The organism is Veillonella sp. 3913, assembly GCF_003992235.1.
Lineage (GTDB): Bacteria > Bacillota > Negativicutes > Veillonellales > Veillonellaceae > F0422.
Window position 1 is genome coordinate 22,078 of sequence record NZ_RQVF01000003.1, and the last position, 22,087, is coordinate 44,164.

The 22,087-nt window shown below is 39.0% G+C and carries 21 protein-coding genes and 2 tRNA genes; 2 read left to right on the forward strand and 21 right to left on the reverse strand.

The features are described from left to right. Positions 1 to 192: 192 nt before the first annotated feature. Complete coding sequence (locus EO113_RS05010; protein WP_127135701.1) at positions 193 to 852, forward strand: YigZ family protein; 660 nt, start codon at positions 193 to 195, stop codon at positions 850 to 852. Between the two features lie 178 nt (positions 853 to 1,030). Here the strand turns inward: EO113_RS05010 and EO113_RS08160 are convergent, their stop codons facing one another. The 12 genes from EO113_RS08160 to rpmG form a co-directional block, all read right to left on the reverse strand. Next, positions 1,031 to 1,201: a hypothetical protein gene (locus EO113_RS08160; RefSeq protein WP_156439335.1), complete on the reverse strand. Its 171-nt coding sequence runs from the start codon at positions 1,199 to 1,201 to the stop codon at positions 1,031 to 1,033. Positions 1,202 to 1,481: 280 nt separating this feature from the next. Next, a tRNA-Ser gene (locus tag EO113_RS05015) sits at positions 1,482 to 1,572 on the reverse strand. A 50-nt stretch (positions 1,573 to 1,622) separates the two neighbouring features. Next, entirely contained in the window at positions 1,623 to 2,189 is a 567-nt protein-coding gene (locus EO113_RS05020; protein ID WP_009353427.1) for a carbonic anhydrase, read from the reverse strand. An 18-nt stretch (positions 2,190 to 2,207) separates the two neighbouring features. Then, complete coding sequence (gene hydE, locus EO113_RS05025) at positions 2,208 to 3,320, reverse strand: [FeFe] hydrogenase H-cluster radical SAM maturase HydE (RefSeq protein WP_127135702.1); 1,113 nt, start codon at positions 3,318 to 3,320, stop codon at positions 2,208 to 2,210. A 28-nt stretch (positions 3,321 to 3,348) separates the two neighbouring features. Further along, positions 3,349 to 4,071 (reverse strand): YaaA family protein, encoded by a 723-nt coding sequence (locus tag EO113_RS05030; protein WP_127135703.1) that lies wholly within the window; start codon positions 4,069 to 4,071, stop codon positions 3,349 to 3,351. 343 nt (positions 4,072 to 4,414) lie between these two features. Then, positions 4,415 to 4,786 carry a 50S ribosomal protein L7/L12 gene (gene rplL / locus EO113_RS05035; protein ID WP_009353354.1) on the reverse strand — a complete coding sequence of 124 codons (372 nt, stop codon included), beginning with the start codon at positions 4,784 to 4,786 and terminating at the stop codon, positions 4,415 to 4,417. Positions 4,787 to 4,838: 52 nt separating this feature from the next. Beyond that, positions 4,839 to 5,342, reverse strand: a complete 504-nt coding sequence (gene rplJ, locus EO113_RS05040) for a 50S ribosomal protein L10 (RefSeq protein ID WP_009353339.1) — start codon at positions 5,340 to 5,342, stop codon at positions 4,839 to 4,841. A 181-nt stretch (positions 5,343 to 5,523) separates the two neighbouring features. Continuing rightward, complete coding sequence (gene rplA / locus EO113_RS05045; protein ID WP_009353433.1) at positions 5,524 to 6,234, reverse strand: 50S ribosomal protein L1; 711 nt, start codon at positions 6,232 to 6,234, stop codon at positions 5,524 to 5,526. A 71-nt stretch (positions 6,235 to 6,305) separates the two neighbouring features. After that, complete coding sequence (rplK, locus tag EO113_RS05050) at positions 6,306 to 6,731, reverse strand: 50S ribosomal protein L11 (protein ID WP_062401677.1); 426 nt, start codon at positions 6,729 to 6,731, stop codon at positions 6,306 to 6,308. Positions 6,732 to 6,836: 105 nt separating this feature from the next. After that, positions 6,837 to 7,373: a transcription termination/antitermination protein NusG gene (gene nusG, locus EO113_RS05055; protein WP_009353394.1), complete on the reverse strand. Its 537-nt coding sequence runs from the start codon at positions 7,371 to 7,373 to the stop codon at positions 6,837 to 6,839. Between the two features lie 12 nt (positions 7,374 to 7,385). Next, the gene (gene secE, locus EO113_RS05060) at positions 7,386 to 7,610 is read right to left on the reverse strand and encodes a preprotein translocase subunit SecE (protein WP_009353261.1); all 225 of its coding nucleotides are present in this window, start codon (positions 7,608 to 7,610) and stop codon (positions 7,386 to 7,388) included. Between the two features lie 35 nt (positions 7,611 to 7,645). Then, positions 7,646 to 7,795 (reverse strand): 50S ribosomal protein L33, encoded by a 150-nt coding sequence (rpmG, locus tag EO113_RS05065; RefSeq protein ID WP_062401675.1) that lies wholly within the window; start codon positions 7,793 to 7,795, stop codon positions 7,646 to 7,648. A 240-nt stretch (positions 7,796 to 8,035) separates the two neighbouring features. Here rpmG and EO113_RS05070 point away from each other — a divergent pair. After that, positions 8,036 to 8,111 (forward strand) — tRNA-Lys (locus EO113_RS05070). Positions 8,112 to 8,542: 431 nt separating this feature from the next. Here EO113_RS05070 and EO113_RS05075 read toward each other — a convergent pair. The 9 genes from EO113_RS05075 to thiT all read right to left on the reverse strand — a co-directional run bounded on the left by EO113_RS05075 (position 8,543) and on the right by thiT (position 21,911). Then, a complete protein-coding gene (locus EO113_RS05075) occupies positions 8,543 to 9,844 on the reverse strand; it encodes a Na+/H+ antiporter family protein (RefSeq protein ID WP_127135704.1) in 1,302 nt (433 codons plus the stop codon). A 22-nt stretch (positions 9,845 to 9,866) separates the two neighbouring features. Continuing rightward, positions 9,867 to 12,875, reverse strand: a complete 3,009-nt coding sequence (locus EO113_RS05080) for an AAA family ATPase (protein WP_127135705.1) — start codon at positions 12,873 to 12,875, stop codon at positions 9,867 to 9,869. Between the two features lie 30 nt (positions 12,876 to 12,905). Then, entirely contained in the window at positions 12,906 to 13,526 is a 621-nt protein-coding gene (locus EO113_RS05085) for a cyclodeaminase/cyclohydrolase family protein (protein ID WP_127135706.1), read from the reverse strand. An 8-nt stretch (positions 13,527 to 13,534) separates the two neighbouring features. Beyond that, positions 13,535 to 15,205, reverse strand: a complete 1,671-nt coding sequence (locus EO113_RS05090; RefSeq protein ID WP_127135707.1) for a formate--tetrahydrofolate ligase — start codon at positions 15,203 to 15,205, stop codon at positions 13,535 to 13,537. A gap of 255 nt (positions 15,206 to 15,460) precedes the next feature. Next, the gene (locus EO113_RS05095; RefSeq protein ID WP_009353362.1) at positions 15,461 to 16,768 is read right to left on the reverse strand and encodes a dicarboxylate/amino acid:cation symporter; all 1,308 of its coding nucleotides are present in this window, start codon (positions 16,766 to 16,768) and stop codon (positions 15,461 to 15,463) included. A 671-nt stretch (positions 16,769 to 17,439) separates the two neighbouring features. Continuing rightward, positions 17,440 to 18,753 carry a dicarboxylate/amino acid:cation symporter gene (locus tag EO113_RS05100; RefSeq protein ID WP_127135708.1) on the reverse strand — a complete coding sequence of 438 codons (1,314 nt, stop codon included), beginning with the start codon at positions 18,751 to 18,753 and terminating at the stop codon, positions 17,440 to 17,442. A gap of 194 nt (positions 18,754 to 18,947) precedes the next feature. Continuing rightward, positions 18,948 to 20,186 (reverse strand): molybdopterin molybdotransferase MoeA, encoded by a 1,239-nt coding sequence (locus tag EO113_RS05105; RefSeq protein ID WP_127135709.1) that lies wholly within the window; start codon positions 20,184 to 20,186, stop codon positions 18,948 to 18,950. Then, positions 20,186 to 21,331 (reverse strand): molybdopterin-guanine dinucleotide biosynthesis protein MobB, encoded by a 1,146-nt coding sequence (locus tag EO113_RS05110; RefSeq protein ID WP_126940384.1) that lies wholly within the window; start codon positions 21,329 to 21,331, stop codon positions 20,186 to 20,188. Before EO113_RS05110 ends, EO113_RS05105 begins: the two co-directional genes overlap by 1 nt. 25 nt (positions 21,332 to 21,356) lie before the next feature. Beyond that, positions 21,357 to 21,911 (reverse strand): energy-coupled thiamine transporter ThiT, encoded by a 555-nt coding sequence (thiT, locus tag EO113_RS05115; RefSeq protein WP_009353306.1) that lies wholly within the window; start codon positions 21,909 to 21,911, stop codon positions 21,357 to 21,359. Between the last annotated feature and the right edge of the window lie 176 nt (positions 21,912 to 22,087).

The window sequence follows — 22,087 nt, forward strand, 5'->3', positions numbered from 1 at the left end:
ATTTAATAGCTATCGATTGTCTAACCCACCGTGTTTACACAAACTATTGTATCCTGTCCGTATTATGCTGTCCGATTATACAGATCTAACACTCTATATTTCGTATAGCAACAGTGTTCCACTAACTTATGTTATACTATAGGTATTCAACGATTGTAAGCTCATTTTTATTATTCTTATCCAGGAGTTCCTATGTCAGACATTCCACAATCTTATATCACCATAGCTAATGAATTTAGAACTGAATATATCATAGAAAAGTCACGTTTCATTTCTACTATCGCTCCTGTTACTACTGAAGCAGAAGCACAAACATTTATCCAACGTATATCCAAAGAATTTTGGGATGCTACTCACAACTGCACCGCCTATGCTATCGGCCCTCGCCAAGAACAACAGCGTTCCTCTGACAATGGAGAGCCCTCAGGGACGGCAGGAAAACCGATGCTAGAAGTATTAAAAAAAACAGGCATTACAAACGTAGCTGTCGTAGTTACTCGTTATTTCGGAGGTATTAAGTTAGGTGCAGGAGGACTCATTCGTGCGTACTCTCATAGTGCAGCCAAGGCTGTCCAAGAAGGACCTAAACTACTCATTGCACCTCGTCAAATTGTGACTATCTCCATAGATTATTCTAACTTTGGAGCCATAGAGCGCCAACTACAAACTCTAGGGCTTCACTATACAGCATCGTTTACAGATCTAGTATCTATTGAAATCTATGTAGAACCAGAAGCTGTGGCCTCCTTAGAAGCTGATTTGACGAATCTAACTGGTGGTAACTTAACTTGGCAATTGCAAGATGTTCGTATGGTAGAATTGCCCTATACCGCAAATATATCTGAAGAGTAAGGGTTACATCTCACATATACACGATTGCTAATCATCAAATAAGGCTTCTGACTTAAACCTTTTAACTAAAGGATACTCAGTTTCTAACATAAGCAACAAAAAACCACGGTGTCTTCCTTCACCGTGGTTTTTTGTGCTTCTTGTTGGAGTCCTCTATATAAAGGGAAAGTACGCTAAATTAATGGCTGCAGCATTCTGCTACAAACACTTCTACAACTTCTTCATCTTGTAATTCAGAAGTCCAAGGATGTGGCCAGCCTTTAATGCTATTATCTTTACATTGACTTGCTTCACATGCTTCTAAACGATGTTTTTTTAAATTTTCTATCCATGCTGTTACTAAACTCATATTAGTTACTTCCTTCCTTGTGATAACACTCTACTCTTCCTGTTAAGTGTACTCTTATTGCATGTCTGTAGTATACAAGAGTCCAGAACATTTGTGAAATGACAGATAGTTATTATCTCATAAACTATTTTTTATAACACTTTTTATAGTATTTTTATTAAATCAAATTTAATCATAACTAACAAGCATGTTAGATATAACTTTTTGACGTTTATTTGACGATTTTTGATAAAATAGAAAACAAAAAGCACACATGTATAACATATGTGCTCTTGTCCTGTGGCGGAGGATTAGGGATTCGAACCCTAGCGCCGGTAACCCGACCTAACGATTTAGCAAACCGTCCTCTTCAGCCTCTTGAGTAATCCTCCATGATACTTACTAAGAATACCATAGAAAGATTCAATTTGTCAATTCTTTTTTAAAGTTCATAGCCAACTTCTACAACTTCTACTTCTCCAGAATTTGGATGCATCATTAATCCATGAACTGCCACATCTTTGGGTATCAACGGATTCATTCGAAGCATGCTCACCGTTTCTTGTACATTATCTACTGGGTGAGAAAATCCATCGGCCCAATGCTCTAATTCGTGACGCACCATTTGAATCGCCTCAGGTGCTACACCACGCGATAACATGGCTGTAGTCAAACTTTCAGAAGTAGTTTTCGCCATACCGCACTCATAATGACCGATCACAAAAATTTCAGATACTCCTAGCTCATAGATGCAAACTAACAAACTACGTACCACGCTATCAAACATACCTGAAATGGAGTTACCCGCCGATTTAATCACCTTTGCATGACCCCGTTCAATGCCGAGAGCCTGCTCCATAAAGTTTACTAATCTCGTATCCATACACGTCAAAATCGCAATTTCACGAGTTGGCACCTTACTTACTGTTGGTGGCTCATCCCCATGTTCTTTGGTCGTACTGTCTAGAAATTCTCGATTATGTCGTAATATTTCATTTAATAAATTCATCAGTCACCTCACATAAAATTATCGAATTCGTTTTTTATAATGTTGTGAATTACCTTGCTGTTTCCAACCTACACGATCACCAATAGACATAACGCGACGAGTTAAACACTCTTTACATTGGTCTGCATTATCATCCACACATGGCTTATTATCATATAATAAATACTTCGCACGATGCTCTGGTACTGTAATGATAGGCATTAAGATATTCGCTCCAGCCGCCAATCCTTTTTCACGACCTAGTTTGTCTAAAGCTTGCAATGCTGTGGTAGCTGCAATATTAACATCTTTTAAGAATAGACGTGTTAAGGCAATCATTTTTAATCCTAACTGCACCCGCTCTAGTTTACCCTCTTGTGAGTCTATGCCTAACTCCAAAGCACGTTGCCCTAGAGGAGTATCATGGTGTACCACATACGGTCCCATACCAATCATATCGATATCCATGTCACGATAGAATAAAATGTCGTTGACAAGATCATCTAGTGTTTGTCCTGGTAAACCAATCATAACCCCTGTACCTACCTGAAATCCTACCTTGCGCAAAGACTTCAAGCAATTCACACGTGTCTCAAAGGAGTGTAAGGCATCCTTAGGATGGATCATCTCAAATAAGTCTTTATTCGTCGTTTCAATGCGAAGAAGATACCGGTCTGCACCTGCTTCACGCATACGTCGGTATGCGGCTTCCGATTGCTCCCCTACACACATGGTGATGCCTAGCTCATTGTTGCTTAACTTTTTAATATCACGAATTAAATCCACCACATAATCTACAAAGGCATCATCCGTGCGTTCTCCGGACTGTAATGTTAAAGAGCCATACTCATGGTCATAGGCCCATTGTGCCATTTTTAATACGTCATCACGAGACATATCAAAGCGCTCCGTTTTACTGTTTTCATGACGGATACCACAATATAAACAGTTTTTGATACAACGATTGGAAAACTCAATGAGTCCACGGTAATAGGCTACCTTATCTACATAAGCAGCTTTTACTTCATAGGCTTTTTTATATATTCTTTGTAATGTCTCCTCATCCGTAATGGTCATGAGAAATCGTAACTCCTCTTCCGTTAACCACTCGTCGCCGACAAGGTCTTTTTGTAAAATACTATCTACTGTCATAATTCCTCTATTAGAACACATGTAATACTTATAATTCCTTACGATAGGCAATGGTAATTGACCCATCTATAGCTGTAGGCAATGGATCCAATACAAATCCTTTTAATTCTTTTGGTAACTGTGAAAGTTCTGTCACTTGATGTTCACAGATATAATGTGCCAATGAACCACGCATCTGTTTTGACGATGTACTAAGCTGCTTCCACACACCATTACGATGCTCTAAAAATTCTATGGTTACCATCTTAGGATGGTTAATCCATTTAGAATATTCCTTAGATGCCAAATTGAGTATCCAATCTTCCTCACCTACAGCGGCATCCACTAAAGGTTGCCACCAGGCATAGAGATTTGTTTTTTCCTCTTTCAATACAGGATCAATTAAATCCAGCCGATATCCTTTGATACCACTGTTAGGGGCTACTAAGCCATACAAGGCAGACCCTATCCATACATGGGTATTGGCGAATGCTTTTCCTTCCTCTGAAAGTCCATCATAATCAAAATTTTTGAAAGATAGCCCGTCATAGCTAAGCGCTGCCATACCTTCTACTTCTTTGTCATAATTTTGATAAAAATCATATACTTCATCTAAAACTGTATCTTTTATTTTTAAAGCCTTCCCTAGACCTTCTTTTGATACACCTTGCATGTGTTTCACAATTTGCTCCGTCATATATGATGCAAACATAGGTCCACTAGGAGTGCCTTTTATATCTTTTGTTTTACTAGGGGATATAATTAGTTTCATAGTCTCCTCTATTCTAACAGTACTATTCTATCGTTTAATATATCTATTTATTTAATACCCAATAATCATGATATTATCTATTTTCAATCTTGTTAGTATTCATAGTATTGTTGTAGACTTATATAGTATATAGTATATCATACATCGAATAAAATGGATATGGACTCCATCATACATATGTAAGTATCTTTTTTAATACCCATGATGCATTCCACAATCTTATCCTATTCCTCTCATATATTATAGACAAAGACCGTATCATATCAAGAATATTAGAAGAATTATACGTAAAGAAAACCCCTCAAACACAAGTGTTTAAGGGGCTTTGTTATACGCTTATCGATTATTTCAATTCGATTGTAGCGCCAGCTTCTTCTAATTTAGCTTTTAAAGCTTCAGCGTCAGCAGCAGCTACGCCTTCTTTAACAGCAGCAGGAGCGCCGTCAACGATAGCTTTAGCTTCTTTTAAGCCTAAACCAGTAGCTTCACGTACAACTTTGATTACGTTGATTTTGGAAGCACCAGCGTCTTTAAGAATTACGTCGAATTCGGATTTAGCGTCAGCACCGCCAGCAGCAGCACCAGCAGCAGCTACAGCTACAGGAGCAGCAGCAGTTACGCCGAATTTGTCTTCGATTGCTTTTACAAGATCATTAAGTTCTAAAATAGTTGCAGTTTCTAATTCAGCAACGATGTTTTCGATGTTCAATGCCATGATTGATATCCTCCATTTTTGATATATGTTTTCTTAGTTAATTGTGTTGCTATTATGCAACAGTTTCGTCTTTTGCTTCCGCAACAGCTTTTACTGCGTAAGCTACATTGCGAACTGGAGCTTGAAGCACGGAAAGAAGCATGGAAAGCATACCTTCGCGGTTCGGCAAGTTTGCAATTTCTTGTACTTTTGCAGCGTCAAGAACTTCACCTTCCACAATACCAGCTTTAACAGTTAAAGCTTCAGTTTTTGTGTCTTTAATGAAGTTTTCAAGAATACGAGCTGGAGCTACAGCGTCTGTGCTAGAAGTTGCTAATGCAGTAGGACCTTCTAAATGCTCAGAGAAAGCTTCGTAACCTAATTCGTTAGCAGCGATGCGAGTCAAAGTATTTTTGATTACTTTGTATTCTACACCTTCAGCCAAGAATTTACGACGAAGATCTGTTACTTGAGCAACAGTCAAACCGCTATAACCAACTAATACAGCACCTTTCGCTTCAGAAAGAGTTTCTTTCATTTGAGCTACAACTGCTTGTTTTTGTTGAGTGACAGCCATTAGAATACCTCCTTGTAGATTTTTGGTGATTTTCTATGTACTATCTTAGCGTAAAAACGACCCCAACGAAGACGTTGAGGTCGAGAACCATTCCATAATAGATTGGATTCAGCCTCAGCGGGCGAGTTTCCTCATTAAATCAAATGATGCCAGCCGTCTACAGCTAAGAGAACATATATAATTATTGTTCCTTGCTAGTGCTTGTTAATTTAAACACGTTCATAGGAACGCCAGGACCCATAGTGGAGCTAAGTGTCACAGTTTTAATGTATTGACCTTTAGCTGCTGCAGGTTTAGCTTTAACAATAGTATCAACGATTGTACGGAAATTGTCAAGTAATTTCGCATCATCAAAAGATGCTTTACCGATAGGACAAGCAATGATACCAGCTTTGTCTGTACGGTATTCGATTTTACCTGCTTTAATTTCGCTAACAGCACGAGCTACGTCAGGTGTTACAGTACCAACTTTAGGGTTTGGCATTAAGCCTTTAGGGCCTAAAATTTTACCTAAACGACCAACTTGGCCCATCATGTCAGGAGTAGCTACAACAACGTCGAAGTCGCTGAAACCACCTTGTACTTTTGCTACTAATTCTTCGGAACCAACGATATCTGCGCCAGCATCCTCAGCTTCTTTAATTTTGTCGCCTTTCGCAAATACGAGTACGCGTTGAGTTTTACCTGTACCATGTGGTAATACAACGGCACCACGAACTTGTTGATCAGCGTATTTAGGATCGACGTTCAAATTGAAAGCGATTTCGATTGTTTCGTCGAATTTTGCAGTGGCAGTTTTCTTAACTAATTCAATACCTTCTACTGGTTCGTAGAATTTATCTGCTTCGATAAGTTTTACTGCTTCAGCATATTTCTTACCTACTTTTGCCATTTTTATTCCTCCTTATGTGGTGTAACGGGATGTCCCTCCCACCGATATGTGAGTCACATACCGTACGCTAATTAATCAACGATTTCAATGCCCATGCTGCGTGCAGTACCTTCTACCATACGCATAGCTTGCTCAACAGTGTTAGCATTTAAGTCAGGCATTTTAAGTTCAGCGATTTCACGAACTTTATCGCGACCAACTTTAGCTACTTTATCACGGTTAGGTACTCCAGATCCTTTTGGGATACCTGCTGCTTTTTTCAATAAAACTGCAGCTGGTGGAGTTTTTGTGATGAAAGTGAAGCTTCTATCTTCGTATACAGTAATAACAACTGGGATGATAAGACCAGCTTGTTGAGCTGTTCTTTCGTTAAATTCTTTAACGAAGCCCATGATGTTAACACCTGCTTGACCCAAAGCTGGACCAATCGGTGGCGCTGGACTCGCTTTACCAGCCTCGCACTGTAATTTCACAACTTTACTAACTTTTTTAGCCATGGTGATTACACCTCCTTGCGTCAAAATGTGGTGGTAACGGAGCGAAATTGCCCCTCCCACTGGCAACCTCCCGGCCGCCTAAAAAGGTTAGAGTTATATAATATATTAAAGAATTTTCTCAACTTGAGAATATTCTACCTCTACTGGGGTTTCACGATTAAACATCTCTACATTTAAACGTAGTTTTGCATGATCATGATTGATTTCAGTAATAACGCCTGTTCTATCTTCAAAGGCACCGGATGTAATTCGGACAGTTTCTCCTACTTCAACATCAAGAGTTTGTACTGGTTCTTGATCCAAACCTTGAGACTTCAAGATATAGGCTACTTCAGAATCAGATAGTGGCACTGGTTTTGTTACAGAACCAACAAATCCTGTAACACCTGGTGTATTACGCACCACATACCAAGATTCGTCATTTACTTCCATTTCTACCAGCACATAGCCTGGAAAGACTTTGCGTTTTACTACTTTTTTTACGCCATCTTTTTCGTCGATTTCATCTTCCATTGGAATTAAGATGCGTGAAATCACATCTTCCATTCCCATAGCTTGAACTTTCAACTCCAAAGTGGTTTTTACTTTATTTTCGTAGCCTGAGTAAGTATGTAAGACATACCACTTTTTATCTGTTCCCATTAAAAAAGCCTCCTACTTTACAGCACTCTTTAACAACTTAAAAAGTTCTGCAAATACTGTGTCAACGATACCAATAATAACAGAAATTAAAATTACTGCTATAAATACGGCAATCGTATAGTTCACAAGCTCTTTTTTTGTAGGCCAGACTACTTTCTTGAGCTCAGATCGCACTTCACGAACGAATTTACCGTTACCATTTTGTTGTGCTTGAGCTTTTGAATTAGTTCCTGCCATGATATCACATCCTCACGTCAACAAATAATTAACAATTATTTTGTTTCACGGTGTAACGTGTGTTTACCACAGAATTTACAGAATTTATTCATTTCAATACGATCTGGGTTATTTTTTTTGTTTTTGTTTGTCTGATAGTTACGTTGCTTGCATTCAGTACAAGCCATTGTTACTGCGTTACGCATCAGTTTACACCTCTCTTTAAAGTGCCTAGACGGCTATTACTTCATAAACATACTAATATAGACTACCACAAGTGGAAGCCTATGTCAAATGCAATCTAAAAAAGCCAGGTTTTTCCTGACCTCTATATTATTACATAGAACATCTTAAATAGCAAGTAGTTTCCTATGTTATTTATAAATTTTTCATTTACAAAATTGAATGATAGGACTATAATAAAACCATAATTTACCATCATGTATGGAACACTAGCTCAGTTGGCAGAGCATCTGACTCTTAATCAGAGGGTCCAGGGTTCGAACCCCTGGTGTTCCACCACAGTTAGAACCGCACAACAGTGCGGTTCTTTTGTTTTGCAATATTAAAATTGATTGTTGTAACTTTTTAAAGTTGACCCCATTTTGACCCCACTTTGACCCCAGCTTACTTGATTTCTTGAAAAATGCACGCAGTTCACGGAGTATCCCTTATGTTCAAATTTTTCTTATCTACACTTATCTCTTTCATCGATGCCGTATTTATGTTATTCGAATCTATCGGCATTTTTGTTTTTTCTTTAATTTTTTTCATTATTGTTCTCATTGTACTGGGATGTTTCTTTCTCGCTTTATTCAACTAATTATTATTTACATCACTCAATTCTTCACTCCGCTTAATGCGTAATAGAATCACAAATATTCATTATAATTTTATACGATAAAGGACTGTCACAAAATGTAGAAATACATTTTAGGACAGTCCTTTTACTTTTATAATACCAGCGCCCCTATGACACCACCCACAAGCAAGGTAATGTCATAGAATATAAATGTTGGCACGCAAGTATCCCATATATGATTGTGTTGTCCATCTGCATTGAGTCCTGATGTAGGCCCTAATGTAGAATCCGATGCTGGCGAACCTGCATCTCCTAAGGCTGCTGCGATACCGATTAATAAGATGATAGCCGGTACTGAAAAACCTAAATGCAAACCCATAGGAATATATATGGATGCAATCACTGGAATGGTACCAAAGGAAGTACCTATTCCCATAGTAATTAACAATCCCACAATAAGCATCACGATGGCACCTACTAATTTTGAATCAATAATAGTCACTGTGGCTGATACTAAATGTTCTACAGAGTTTGTTTCTCGCAATACATTCGCATAGCCTGCGGCAATTAACATGACAAATGCTATAGTCCCCATCATGCGAATACCACCATCCACATCTTCATCCATTTTAGACCATTTGATGAGGCCTGTAGCAAAGAATACGGCCAATCCTGCTAACGCTCCTATGGGCAAAGATTTAAAATACAGCTGTGCTACAAAAGCCACTGCTGCCCCTGCTAATCCTTTCCAACAATCTGCCGTCATACGAGTTGTATGCTCTGTAGATTCTTCTTGCACCACCGCAATATCTTCATACTCACGACTTCGACTATAGTACACAATGGCAAGCAATAATCCTACCACCATGGATATACCACCAATCCACATGACAGAAGCTATATCAGAAATCGATACATTCACACCGTTCGCTACCATTTGATCTTTTATAATAGTCATAAACAGCAATCCAAAGCCAACTGGCAAAGATACATACGGTGCTTTCAACCCAAATGTTAAGGCACATGCCACCGCTCTACGATCTAATTTCATTCGATTCATCACCACCAATAGGGGCGGAATCAAAATAGGAATGAAGGCAATATGCACAGGAATTAAGTTTTGTGAAAAACATGCTACGAAAGCGATGAGCAAGGTAAATGCTACTTTTTTCGTACCTACAATATTAGTAATCTTTTTGGTAACAACTGTAGCTAGCCCAGACCGTCCAATGACAATGGCTAAGGCTCCCAGTAAAATATAACTAAATGCAGTTTCCGAATTGCCACCCATACCACCGATTAATGACTCAATCGTAGTAGTTACCGTCATCCCTCCTGCTAGGCCTGCCACCAAGGAAGCTACGATAACCGATAACAACACGTTAAATCGTAGCAAACATAGGATCGACATGGCGATGACTGATAACACTATAGGGTTTAACACTATATCCATTTAGGATCTCCTTCTTTTGTACTTACTCAGCTTGGAGCAACTGTTCTAGGTACGTTCGTTCCCATACATCTCCATAGCCATCTAATTGTTGCAATGCTATTGTACCATAGGTAGCCAAACTTTTAGAAAAAGCTTGATCCACCTCTGCACTAGGATACTCAGTTTTGAGGAAACAAATAGCCCAATGCACACGACCAACTTCTTGTCCATGTTGCTCTACTACACCATGAGATTGGGCAGATTCCAAATAGGATACAGCTGTCTGCGTATCTCCTTTAATTCGGGCTAACAAACCAAGGTATGCCTCAATAGTCGGTCTTCGTCGACTTATGGTATATTGCAAGCATAATTCATAGGATTTTTGAAAATAGGTAAATGCTAATTCATATTGCTGCAATGCAAAAGCTGTCATACCTGCATTGGTGGCAAATACAATCCATGAACTATATAGTTCCGTTTGATCACAATAGTTCAGTGCTTTTTGGTACATCTCTAATGCCGACTCCAGACGAGACCGACTTTTTTCAATATCTCCTAAGTAGTTATAGGCCGCCCCGATATTAATAGCATATCTGCGAGCCACAGTTTGGGTTACCGAGAATAAGCGTATAGATTCCTCTAGGAGAGGAATGGCCTGTTCTGGCTGACCTTCCATCATGAAAGCCAACGCTTTCAGTCTTAATATAACCCCAATCTCCTTTTTGAAATGGTACTGCTCTGCCAACGCAAGAGCCTTTGTGGTATATTGATGTATCTCTAGAATATGACGCATTTGCAAGTGATAATAAATCATCTCTTTATAGGCTTTCAACTTATAATTCGATGCTTCTTGTTCCGTACTTTCCTCTAATAATTCTTGAAAGTATCCTAAACCTCGCTCCTTATCACCGATACTCATGTAATATTTACCTGCTCCGTATAGGTAAGGCAATTCTAGGGCCCGCACCTCTGGCACATCTCCATACAATGTGTACACATGAGCTAACTCATCTTCTATTTCCTGCAAGGCTTTACCCGTTACTTCTCCCATAAAATACCCTGCATAGACAGAGGATAATTCCCCTACCCCAAGTTCTGGAGAGGCATCTTTATTAAAGTTTAAATAATGCATAAAAGATTTTAATTTATACATTAAAGCTTTTTGGTATTGTCCTGCTTCACGGAAATGAAATTCTAGTTGCTTATAGCGAATCATATCTTCCTTGGAGTGTGTTAACCGTTTTTCCCAGGCTTCTCCCAAATAGGCATGCAAAATTTGACGGCGATCGATAGCCATTTGATCTCGTAAATACTCTTTGCACTTGAATTGCTTTAAACTATATTGCACTTCACCATGTTGTGTACGGTAATCAATGAATCCTTTTCTTTCCAACTCCACTAAAGTTTGCAACAGACGTAGTTTGTCCAAGCCCATATATTGTTCAATCATCCCTAATGGTGCTTCATTATAAAATAAACTGATAAACTCCGCCAATTTACGTTCTTCTTCAGATAAAGTATCGCATTTCTTGCTATAGAGCAGTTCCATATCTTTAGTCAAACCATAAATAGAACCATATTCTTTCCATAGTTGCATACTTTCTATCAGCACTAACAGATTGCCTCGACTGACTTCTACTAATTGATCCACTATATCTGTGTCCTGTAACGTAGGTTCTCGGTCTAAGATAAAAGCTCGCATCCGTTCATCTGGCAAAGGCAATAAGGAAATACTTTGCAATGCTTTCTGCTGTTCTAAACTTTGCAAGGTTCGTTGATGCATGCCTTTTACTTCCTCTACGTCAGTGACAATAATCATAAGACGTTCAGACCTATGATGTAACAGCAATAAACTCAATAAAGAAAAACTTAAGGAGTCCATCCATTGCACATCCTCAAAAATCAATGTAAAAGGAATTTCTTCCGACACCTGTTCTAGCAGATTTGATACTGCTTGGTACACTACATCAAAAGGCAATGCTTCCGTTACTTCTAAAAAGCCCAAGTCTCGAGCCATACGTCGATCTAACTGTGGAAAGATTTCATAAATACGCCGTAATTCGATGTTTTCCAGACCTTGTAATTCGATTTCTTCCAGTATCTTTCCCACAATAGGAATCCACGCATGCAATAGCAAGCCTTGTTCCTCTTCATAACATTGGCTATCTAACACACATCGGTAGGGCTCTACTTTATCTCGTATATATTCTACGAGGCTCGTTTTACCGCTTCCAGTGTCTCCTGTAATACGCAAAGCTAAGGGAGCATCTTCAAAGAAGTGCAAATACTTCTGCACCTCTCCTGCTTCTGCATCACGGCCCTTCAACATCGTATGTTCTACAAAGGACACTGCCTCTTGCTTTTGTACTTTTGATAAATGCATGGCTTCTCGAAGAAAGTTAGGTACACTTTCATCTAAATCATCTGCGTAAATACATTGTAGTTGATGGTATAACTGTTTCCCCATGGTCGTGAAACCTTGGCTCATAATCAGTTCCAAAATCGCACTAAACCGCTCTTCGTTATAGGGGTCATAGGACAATAGGACAGGAATATATCGCTCAATACAGGCGATATTTTTTTCCTCAATCCCTGCATCCACTAAATCATAGACCGCCTCCATGTACATAGATTTAAGACGACTTCGTTCCCCTAAATACCAATCTTCATAAGCCACTGCATCTTTTACATAAAATCCTTGTAAAAATTCCCCTTTGTAAATATCTATATATTGTTTAGGGTTCCTTTGAAATTGATGTACATCCACATAGATATGTGCCGTAGGATTCCATTGTAATACAGCATTCCTCGGTGATACAAATACATCTGCCCCCAATAGCTTTTTTGCCTCATAAATGGCATTTCTTAAGTTTTTTCTGGCATTGACCTCCGATTTTTCCGGCCACAATAAACCGCTAATTTCATCCCGGAGGGCTACTCCTTTTACCACCATATAATAAATGAGCGCTTGTACTTTTCCATAGGTAAAAAAGATATCTTTCCCATCTACTTGTATCCGTGGTGTCCCTAATAAATGAATTTCTATCCCCATATGATTTCCTTCATTCCATTATGATGGGTCTTATACCTTAGCAAGACCTAACAATCGTTGTTCCTCTGCATCTAACACAGCTTCTATCTCTTCCATGCTATCTGCCAATTGTTTCACAAACTCTGCATCTTGTATAGAACCTAAATTGATTTTCACATTTAAAAAGGCACTCTTTACAGCAGCTCTTACATTAATCACAGCAATCATCCCATCTGTAATGGCATTGGTATTTCCTTTTACAATGACTGTTTCCGTCAAGGGTAATAAAGTATATGCTAATTTACCAATTTCATAAGGCACTAAGGCTGCTTGTTTCGTGGTACGTTGTATTTCAGCTTTACGAAATACTTTTTCTTCATCTGTTTCTTTTGGTAATTTGAAAGCTCCCATTAACTCCATAAAAGCAGCACTATCTTTATTAATATAGTAAACAAAGTCTTCTTTGACTTGGCTTACTTCTTTTTGAATAGCCTTCATCTCCTCATGGACCGCTTCGTATTTTGCATTCCCAATTGTTAAATTCGCTACCATTTCAATTAAAGCGGCCGCCATAGCGCCATTCATCGCCGCCACACTGCCACCTCCTGGGGCTGGTGCGCTAGAACCAAGGTCACGAATAAACTCTAATACAGATGCGTTATGTAATTCCATCATTCCTCCTAAAACAATCCTTTAATATCCCCTTCTGCTGTTACATCCATACCAAGAGCTGCTGGTTGTTTCGGTAACCCTGGCATGACCATAATATTGCTTGTTTGACACACAATAAATCCAGCCCCATTGGCAATTCGTACATCTTGCACAGTAATCGTAAAGTCTGTAGGAGCTCCTAGTAACTCCGGATTATCACTTAAGGAATATTGTGTTTTTGCCACACATACCGGTAAGTCTGCCAATCCCCATGCTTCCAATTGAGCAATTTGCTTTTTCGCTGCACTGGTAAATTCTACACCATTGCCACCATAAATTTCTTTTACAATAGCTGTTAACTTATTAGGAATACTATCTTTCACGTCGTATAAAGAAGTTGGCTTGATATCTGTTCCTTCAAGCATACCCATCACTTGTTTCGCCATATCAATACCGCCGGCTCCACCTTTTTCCCAGCATTCATTAAGGCTTACATCTACACCGTAATGATCACATAATTGCAATAATGCATCGATTTCAGCTGGTGTATCCGTAGCAAATTTATTAATACTCACTAATACTGGTAACCCAAAGGCTCTCATATTGGCGATTTGTTTCCCTAAATTCACAAAGCCTCGTTCTAGTGCTTTTACATTTTCTTTGGTCAACTCTGATTTTGGCACTCCTCCATGCATTTTTAAGGCACGGATAGTGGCTACGATGACCACTGCATCAGGGAAGATATCTCCATAATGGCACTTAATATGTAAGAATTTCTCTGCTCCTAAATCGGCCCCAAATCCCGCTTCTGTAATGACTACATCACCTAATTTTAATCCTAGCTTGGTAGCAATGATAGAGTTACATCCATGAGCAATATTCGCAAATGGACCACCATGGATCAATACTGGTGTATGTTCTAAGGTTTGTACTAAGTTAGGTTTGATAGCATCTTTCATGAGTAACGCCATCGCTCCTTCACAACCTAATTGATGAACAAATACAGGGTCTCCAGATAGGTTTGTACCAATTACAATACGACCAAATCGTGCTTTTAAATCTTCTAAATCACGAGCCAAGCATAAAATAGCCATGATTTCAGAGGCTACTGTAATCATGAAATGATCTTCCCTTGGTACACCACTCATAGGGCCACCCATGCCAATGACCACATTACGTAAAGCACGATCATTCATATCTAATACGCGTTTCCAACTAATACGACGCACATCGATTTGTAGTGCATTACCTTGGAAAATATGATTATCAATCATTGCTGATAACAAGTTATTAGCCGCCGTTATGGCATGCATATCCCCTGTAAAATGAAGATTAATATCTTCCATTGGCACTACCTGAGCATAACCACCACCAGCAGCACCACCTTTGACACCAAATACTGGTCCTAAGGATGGTTCGCGCAATACAGCAATACTGTTCACACCAATTTGTTGTAAAGCTTGTGTCAATCCAATAGTAGTGGTAGACTTGCCTTCTCCTGCTGGTGTAGGTGTGATGGCTGTAACTAGTACCAGCTTACCATTCGGCGTATCCTGTAATCGTTCCATCGCATCAAAGGACACTTTTGCTTTATATTTTCCATATAATTCTAATTCATCTTCTGCTAAATTGCATCGTTTTGCAATTTCCACAATAGGTTCCATTTGTGCCTGTTGGGCAATTTCAATATCACTTAACATGAGTCTCCCTCCTTATACATCGCTATGCACTTGCATGACCATAACGCAGGTTACAGCAATTCTTTACTGTTCAAAAATTCCAACACTTTTCACTAGTACTATAGTAAAGAAATAGTCTATTACGAACATCATACAACGATTTACCATATTTCGTCTATCAATAATTACACTTAAAGCACTTTCCTTTTCTATAACAAGTTATAAAAAAACACCATATATCCATAACTGGTATATATGGTGTTTATTTACATTCTATTATGCATGCGCATCTGCCATAGCTTCCAAATGTTTTTGTTCTAGAGCCGATACTTCTTCATCTGTTAGTGGGTGATCTATATATCGTTTTAAATCTTCTGCAGATACTTCTTGTTCCCATCGCCCCACAATAGCTGCAGCGATGCAATTACCTAACAAGTTACATACGGTACGACCCATATCTAACACACGGTCTATCCCCAAAATTAAAGCTAAGCCTTCCACTGGCAGTCCAAAGGCTGCACTTGTAGCTGCCACCACAATTAAGGAGCCACCTGGTACCCCTGCAATTCCTTTAGTGGACAACATCAACGTAATCATCATTAAAATTTGTTGATCAATCGGAAATGGAACACCATAGACTTGTGCAATAAAGACAACCGCCAATGCAGAGTACAACGTAGAGCCATCTAAATTAAATGTATATCCCAAGGGAAGTACGAAGCTTACAATATGATTGGGAATCCCCATCTTTTTCAATTTCTCCATAGCAATTGGTAATGCTGCCTCTGATGCGGCTGTGGTAAACGCTAAGATAGTAGGCTCTTTCAATGCGATGAATAATTTAAATAAGTTCACTTTTGTTAAAGCCGATGCGATACCCAATACGATGGCAAGGAACACAATTAGCCCCGCATATAAAGTAAATACTAATTTTAATAATGGAATCAGCATTTCAATCCCAAAGGCACCAACTGTATACGCAATAGCACCAAAAATACCGATAGGAGAAATATACATGACATAATGGGTTACTCTAAACATGATGTGGGCTATACTTTTTGATAAGTCTACAATTTGTTTTCCCTCTTTACCCAAACTTGCTGCTGCAATAGCAAACATACAGCTAAAGAAGATAATTTGTAACATATCTCCACGAGCCATGGCGTCAATAATATTTGTTGGAATAATATTCACTAACATTTGCACATGGTCCATTTGACCTTTAGAGGCTGCTTTGTTAACGATATCCGTAGCGCCACCACTAGCTGTCAAATTCACACCCACTCCGGGTTCTACTACATTCACAGCAAACAATGCAATAAATAACGCCAACGTAGTAGCTAATTCAAACCATAGAATCGCTTTTCCCCCAAGACGACCTAATTTTTTAAAATCCCCTGTCCCAGCGATACCCATTACTAGGGAGCTAAAAATTAAAGGGACTACAATCATTTTAATCATGCGAATAAATACATCACCTAAAGGTTTTAATTGTTTCGCAAAATCTGGTGCCACTGCACCTACTAGCACACCAGCCAAAAGACCAATGCCTATCCACCCGGACAGTCCAATTTTCTTTAACATAGTATAGAATCTCCTTTTTATATACCAATACTTGCTTAGGTTATATAAAAAGAGGCGATGGTGTACAAGTACAGAATGTCTCTTTCAGAACCTATTCTAAAATTCTATAGAAAGCATTATAACAAATCCTTTACAGAGATACAATAGTACAATTAATGTATACAAAAAATATAAAAATCTTTTTTCAAAAAATTTTTAATAAAAAGTTTTATATTTTGACATTCTTTTGACGCTTCTAGTTTATACTACACATAAAGAGTAGCAACACTATGATACTCTCTTTCTTGTGAAGTGATGTACGTATATTATAAACTCCTCAACTCCTTTATAGGGCCTAATAATATATGTATGCGACATAACCAGCTACCTCTACCATGCTACCTCTACGGTATGTCGCACATAAATACACATCCTTCATTCACATCTTTAGGTCTTCTCCTCTACTCTTCCCTACAGATGGCCTAAAGAACTCTATCAACGAATACCATGAGCATCTATTAGATGTACATGGTATTTTTTCTTTTTTGCTGCACTTATACTATTATATAATCTAAGTATTTCGACAACATTAATACTCTCATCACCATATAGTTAAACACAAAAAAAGACTGCTTACATAATAAATGTAAACAGTCTCTTTTTTTGTATTGCAACGATTTCAGTGAAACTAATTATGCTTGTTGTCCGCCTACGTGTTCAAAGCTTGCTTGTTCTAAGGCTTCCACTTCTTCATCAGTCAAAGGATGTTCTATTAATTCTGACAAACGATCCGCAGATACTTCGTTTTCCCAACGCCCTACTACAGCAGCTGCTAAACAGTTACCAGATAAGTTACATACAGTACGAGCCATATCTAATATACGGTCTACACCAAGGATTAATGCTAAGCCTTCTACTGGCAATCCAAAGGCCGCTGCTGTACCAGCAATAACAATCAATGATGCTCCTGGCACTGCTGCAATCCCTTTCGTGGACAACATCAACGTTAATACCATTAATAATTGCTGCTCTAATGGAAATGGCACACCGTACACTTGAGAGATAAATACTACCGCTAAGGAAGAGTACAACGTGGAACCATCCAAGTTAAATGTATATCCCAAAGGTAGTACGAAACTTACGACTTGGTTAGGAATACCGACCTTTTTCAATTTTTCCATGGCAATTGGTAATGCTGCTTCAGACGCCGCTGTAGAGAAAGCCAACACGATTGGCTCTTTCAATACTTTACCTAATTTAAATAAGTTTACTTTTGTAAAGAAAGAAGCGATAGCAATGATAAGGATTAAGAATAACGCCAAACCACCGTACAAGGTGAATACTAACTTCATCAATGGCACTAGCATACCCAAGCCAAAGTTACCTACTGTATACGCAATGGCACCAAAGATACCGATAGGAGACACATACATAACATAGTGCGTCACTTTGAACATAATATGAGCCAAGTCTTTGGAAAGTTCAACAATTTGTTTCCCTTCTTTACCAATACTTGCTGCTGCAATAGCAAACATACAGCTAAAGAAGATAATTTGTAACATATCACCACGAGCCATAGCGTCTACAATGTTCGTTGGAATGATATTTACCAACATTTGTACGTGGTCCATCTCGCCTTTTGCTGCTGCTTTATTAGCAATGTCTACGGCATTACCTGTAGCTGTTAAGTTCACTCCTACGCCCGGTTCAAATACATTAACTACGAATAACCCTACAAATAATGCCAGTGTAGTAGCAACTTCAAACCATAGAATAGCTTTGCCCCCTAAACGGCCTAATTTTTTAAAGTCCCCCGTACCAGCGATGCCCATGACAAGGGAACTGAAAATCAATGGTACTACGATCATTTTAATCATACGAATAAATACATCGCCTAATGGTTTTAATTGTTTTGCAAAATCTGGTGCTACTGAACCTACTAATACCCCTGCTAGTAAGCCAATGACAATCCAGCCAGATAAGCCAAGTCTTTTTAATACTGCCATAGAATCTCCTTTTTCATAAATACTACCCTTTAAAGTCCATACAAAAAGAGGCACAGGGTACATGTACGATGTGTCTCTTTGTAGACCTTACTTATAAAATTCTATAGAATTATTATAGCAGATTTTTTCTAATTCTACAAGATGAACCCCCATAAAACAGGGTATTTATTCATATTTTTGTTTCTTTATTCTTTTTATCGAGTAAACGGTAACACTTTTACTAATGTTCCTCTCTCTAATCGATCGCTATTCCCTGGAATTTTAATTAAACCATTAGCTACCGATAAAGATTTTAAACCTCCCGATGTCATCCCTAAGTTAGGGTATGCCCAGCAGGACCCTGCTTCGTATCTAATATGCCCTTGATAATAACGGTCAAGAGGATGTTTTCTATCTGCCACTTCACCTAGGTAACATTCTATCCACCTAGTCATTACTGTCTGTCCAGATAACCGCTCTAACACAGGCAGCACCAATAAGTAAAACTGATTCATCGCGGCCGTAGGATTACCAGATAAGCCCATGCACCATATACTATGGTCCTCAATCGTAATAATACCACCGAAGGATGCAGCACCTGGGCGCATATGTAACCGTCGATATAATGTATTAGCCCCTAATCGCTCGTACAATTCAGGCATAGTATCATAGTCACCTACAGATACACCTCCGGTGCTGATAATCATATCTACCGGTCCCAATGTATCTAGCATATGTTGTACGGTAGCAATATTTTCGTCTACTGTACCTGGCGCATCCGATAGATGGGCTACTCCCACTACATCAACACCTAAAGCATGTAAGGTGCCTTCTAGTAAATACCGATTAGAGTTATAAATATGCCCCACTCGTAGTGGCTCTGATGGATCTTGTACTTCACGCCCTGTGGTGAGCACAATAACTCTTGGATTACGATACACTGAGACTTCACTATATCCTTGCCCCGCTAAAGTTCCAACTTGTTCCGCTTCCAATACAGTACCAGCAGGCAATAATTCTTGACCGATTTGTATATCTTCCCCTTCGAGGATAATATGTTGCCCCCGTTCTATGCGACTAGGTACAGTCACCTCCATATCATTACTCCAAGTAAGAGCTTCTTTTACCACCACCGTATCTGCAGTATCTGGTATCATGGCACCCGTCATAATGTGAATCCCTTCACCAGGCGCTAATTGACCTTGAAAGACTTCACCTGCGCCAATAGTCTCTAGTATACGATATGTCCTTGTATCTTCTGCATATCGAATGGCAATACCATCCATAGCCGAACGCCTAAAAGGAGGATAATTCATCTTAGCTAAAGCCGTCGTTCCTAGCACTCTACCATAGGAGTGTCCAATGGATACAGATTCTCTCTCTATTTTATATCTATTTTGGGTAAAAGGAGTTTCTAGCAACTGTAAGCCTTCTTCTACTGTTACTACTTGCATTATAACAACTCCTTCAATATCCAATCGGCTAATCGATCCATATCTTCATCGCTGAAACTAAATTGCTCGCAGATAGTATTCCCATCTAATGTATCATCTATATCTGTAACTACTGCCACAATATCTTCTAATTGCTGTAACCGTATATCATTATGATTGGCACGGACCACTTCAATAATAGGTGCCACCCCATGACTTCTACTTTCTAGGAGCACCAAATCTACTGGCATTTCATTGGCCAAACGAATGAGTTGCTGTTGTCGTTGCATACTTTCACCATGTACTACCATGGCATATCCATTGGGTCCAGCTATCGCCACCGCTTTAGCCCCTGCTTGACTAGCCTTCCATGTATCGGTACCTTCCTGATCCATGCTAAATCCATGACCGTCGCTTTTCACCATTCCCACCACGATACCTCGTTGTGAAAGGCGATTGATGAGAGACGTAGCCACCGTCGTTTTACCCGACTTAGATTGGCTCGCACTAATGGTCACAATAGGAACAGAGCGTTCACGATTGGCAGATTTAGCTTTTGCCAACTTATAGGATAATCTAGTATTCACATTGCTATATAGCTCTGCTTCTTCAATCATATCCATTTCCATATAAGGAATCTTATCTAATACTCCGTGCATAGACACATCTTCACCTTCTAGGGATTCTTGAATCGTATCTAGCACAGATCGTTTATAAATGGCCGCCAATGGCTCGTATTCCTGTAATCCTACATAGGGAACCATAGCTAATAATTCGCCTTGTAAAAATGCATCTATATGCACTTCCCAAGACGGCAACCAATGAAAGGAAAACCATGGCATATCTGCAGACACTACGATATAGGCTTCTCGAGTACCTACTGAAAGGGCTGATTGCAGTCCACTAAGAGGGCCTTTCATAGCAATTGTATCTGGCACTAATTGAATATGTCGACCAAAAGAACGTGCCTCTTCAATAATATGTGCCTCTGATTCTTCTAATTCTCGATTAATGGAGACTAAAATTTCTCCACATTCTGTGAGGACCGCCTTGCGGAGCATTTCCCCTAATAAAGTGGTGCTGCCCCATGGCAATCTCGTTTTATCCGTTCCCATACGGGTGCTAAGTCCACCCGCTAACACAATAATTCCTAATTCAGAAATCATAGATATCTCCTGTCTAGATCTTTTCTTATTTATGGCTTGGTGTCACACGACCTAGTCCACGCATCACTGGTACATACAACAATGCCAATACTACAAGATTAATCACCATATCTGGCAACATATACGTTGCATTATACGTTAAGGAGTAAATCCAAGGACTTATCCCTTCTGGCGCATAAGATCCAAACACAACCACACCACTAATGGCAGACATGGCAAAGCGTGTTAAGATTGCATAAATTGCCCCAAAGAAGGCTTTCACAGTACTAGAACCACCAAAGAATCCTGCCATACCGATGGCACCATACGCCAAAATATAATCTAAAATAATGCTCATGTAATGAATGGAGAATTTAAATCCCACTAAAAAATGGACAATCCCATAGGCAACTCCTGTTAGCATGCCAGCACGACCACCCCAACGATACGCATAAATTAAAAGGGGTACTAAATTAGCTGCTTTCACTGCACCACCTTGCGGCATTTGGTAAATCACATACATGCTCAGAATTTGTGCCATAGCGATGACTAGACCGCCTTCTACTAGCATTTTTGTTTTTCTTGAACTTGTATAACTCATATCTATCTCCTTTTCACACTATAATACATTGAAATATATTATCAAATTCTCTATTATGTTTCTTTTTATTGTATCACTTTTAATCTATTTTTATCTATATATTTTTTCACAAAATACAGGTTTCCTTTAGTACAAATTAGCATATCAAAAATGACTAAGTATATCCTTCCTATTGT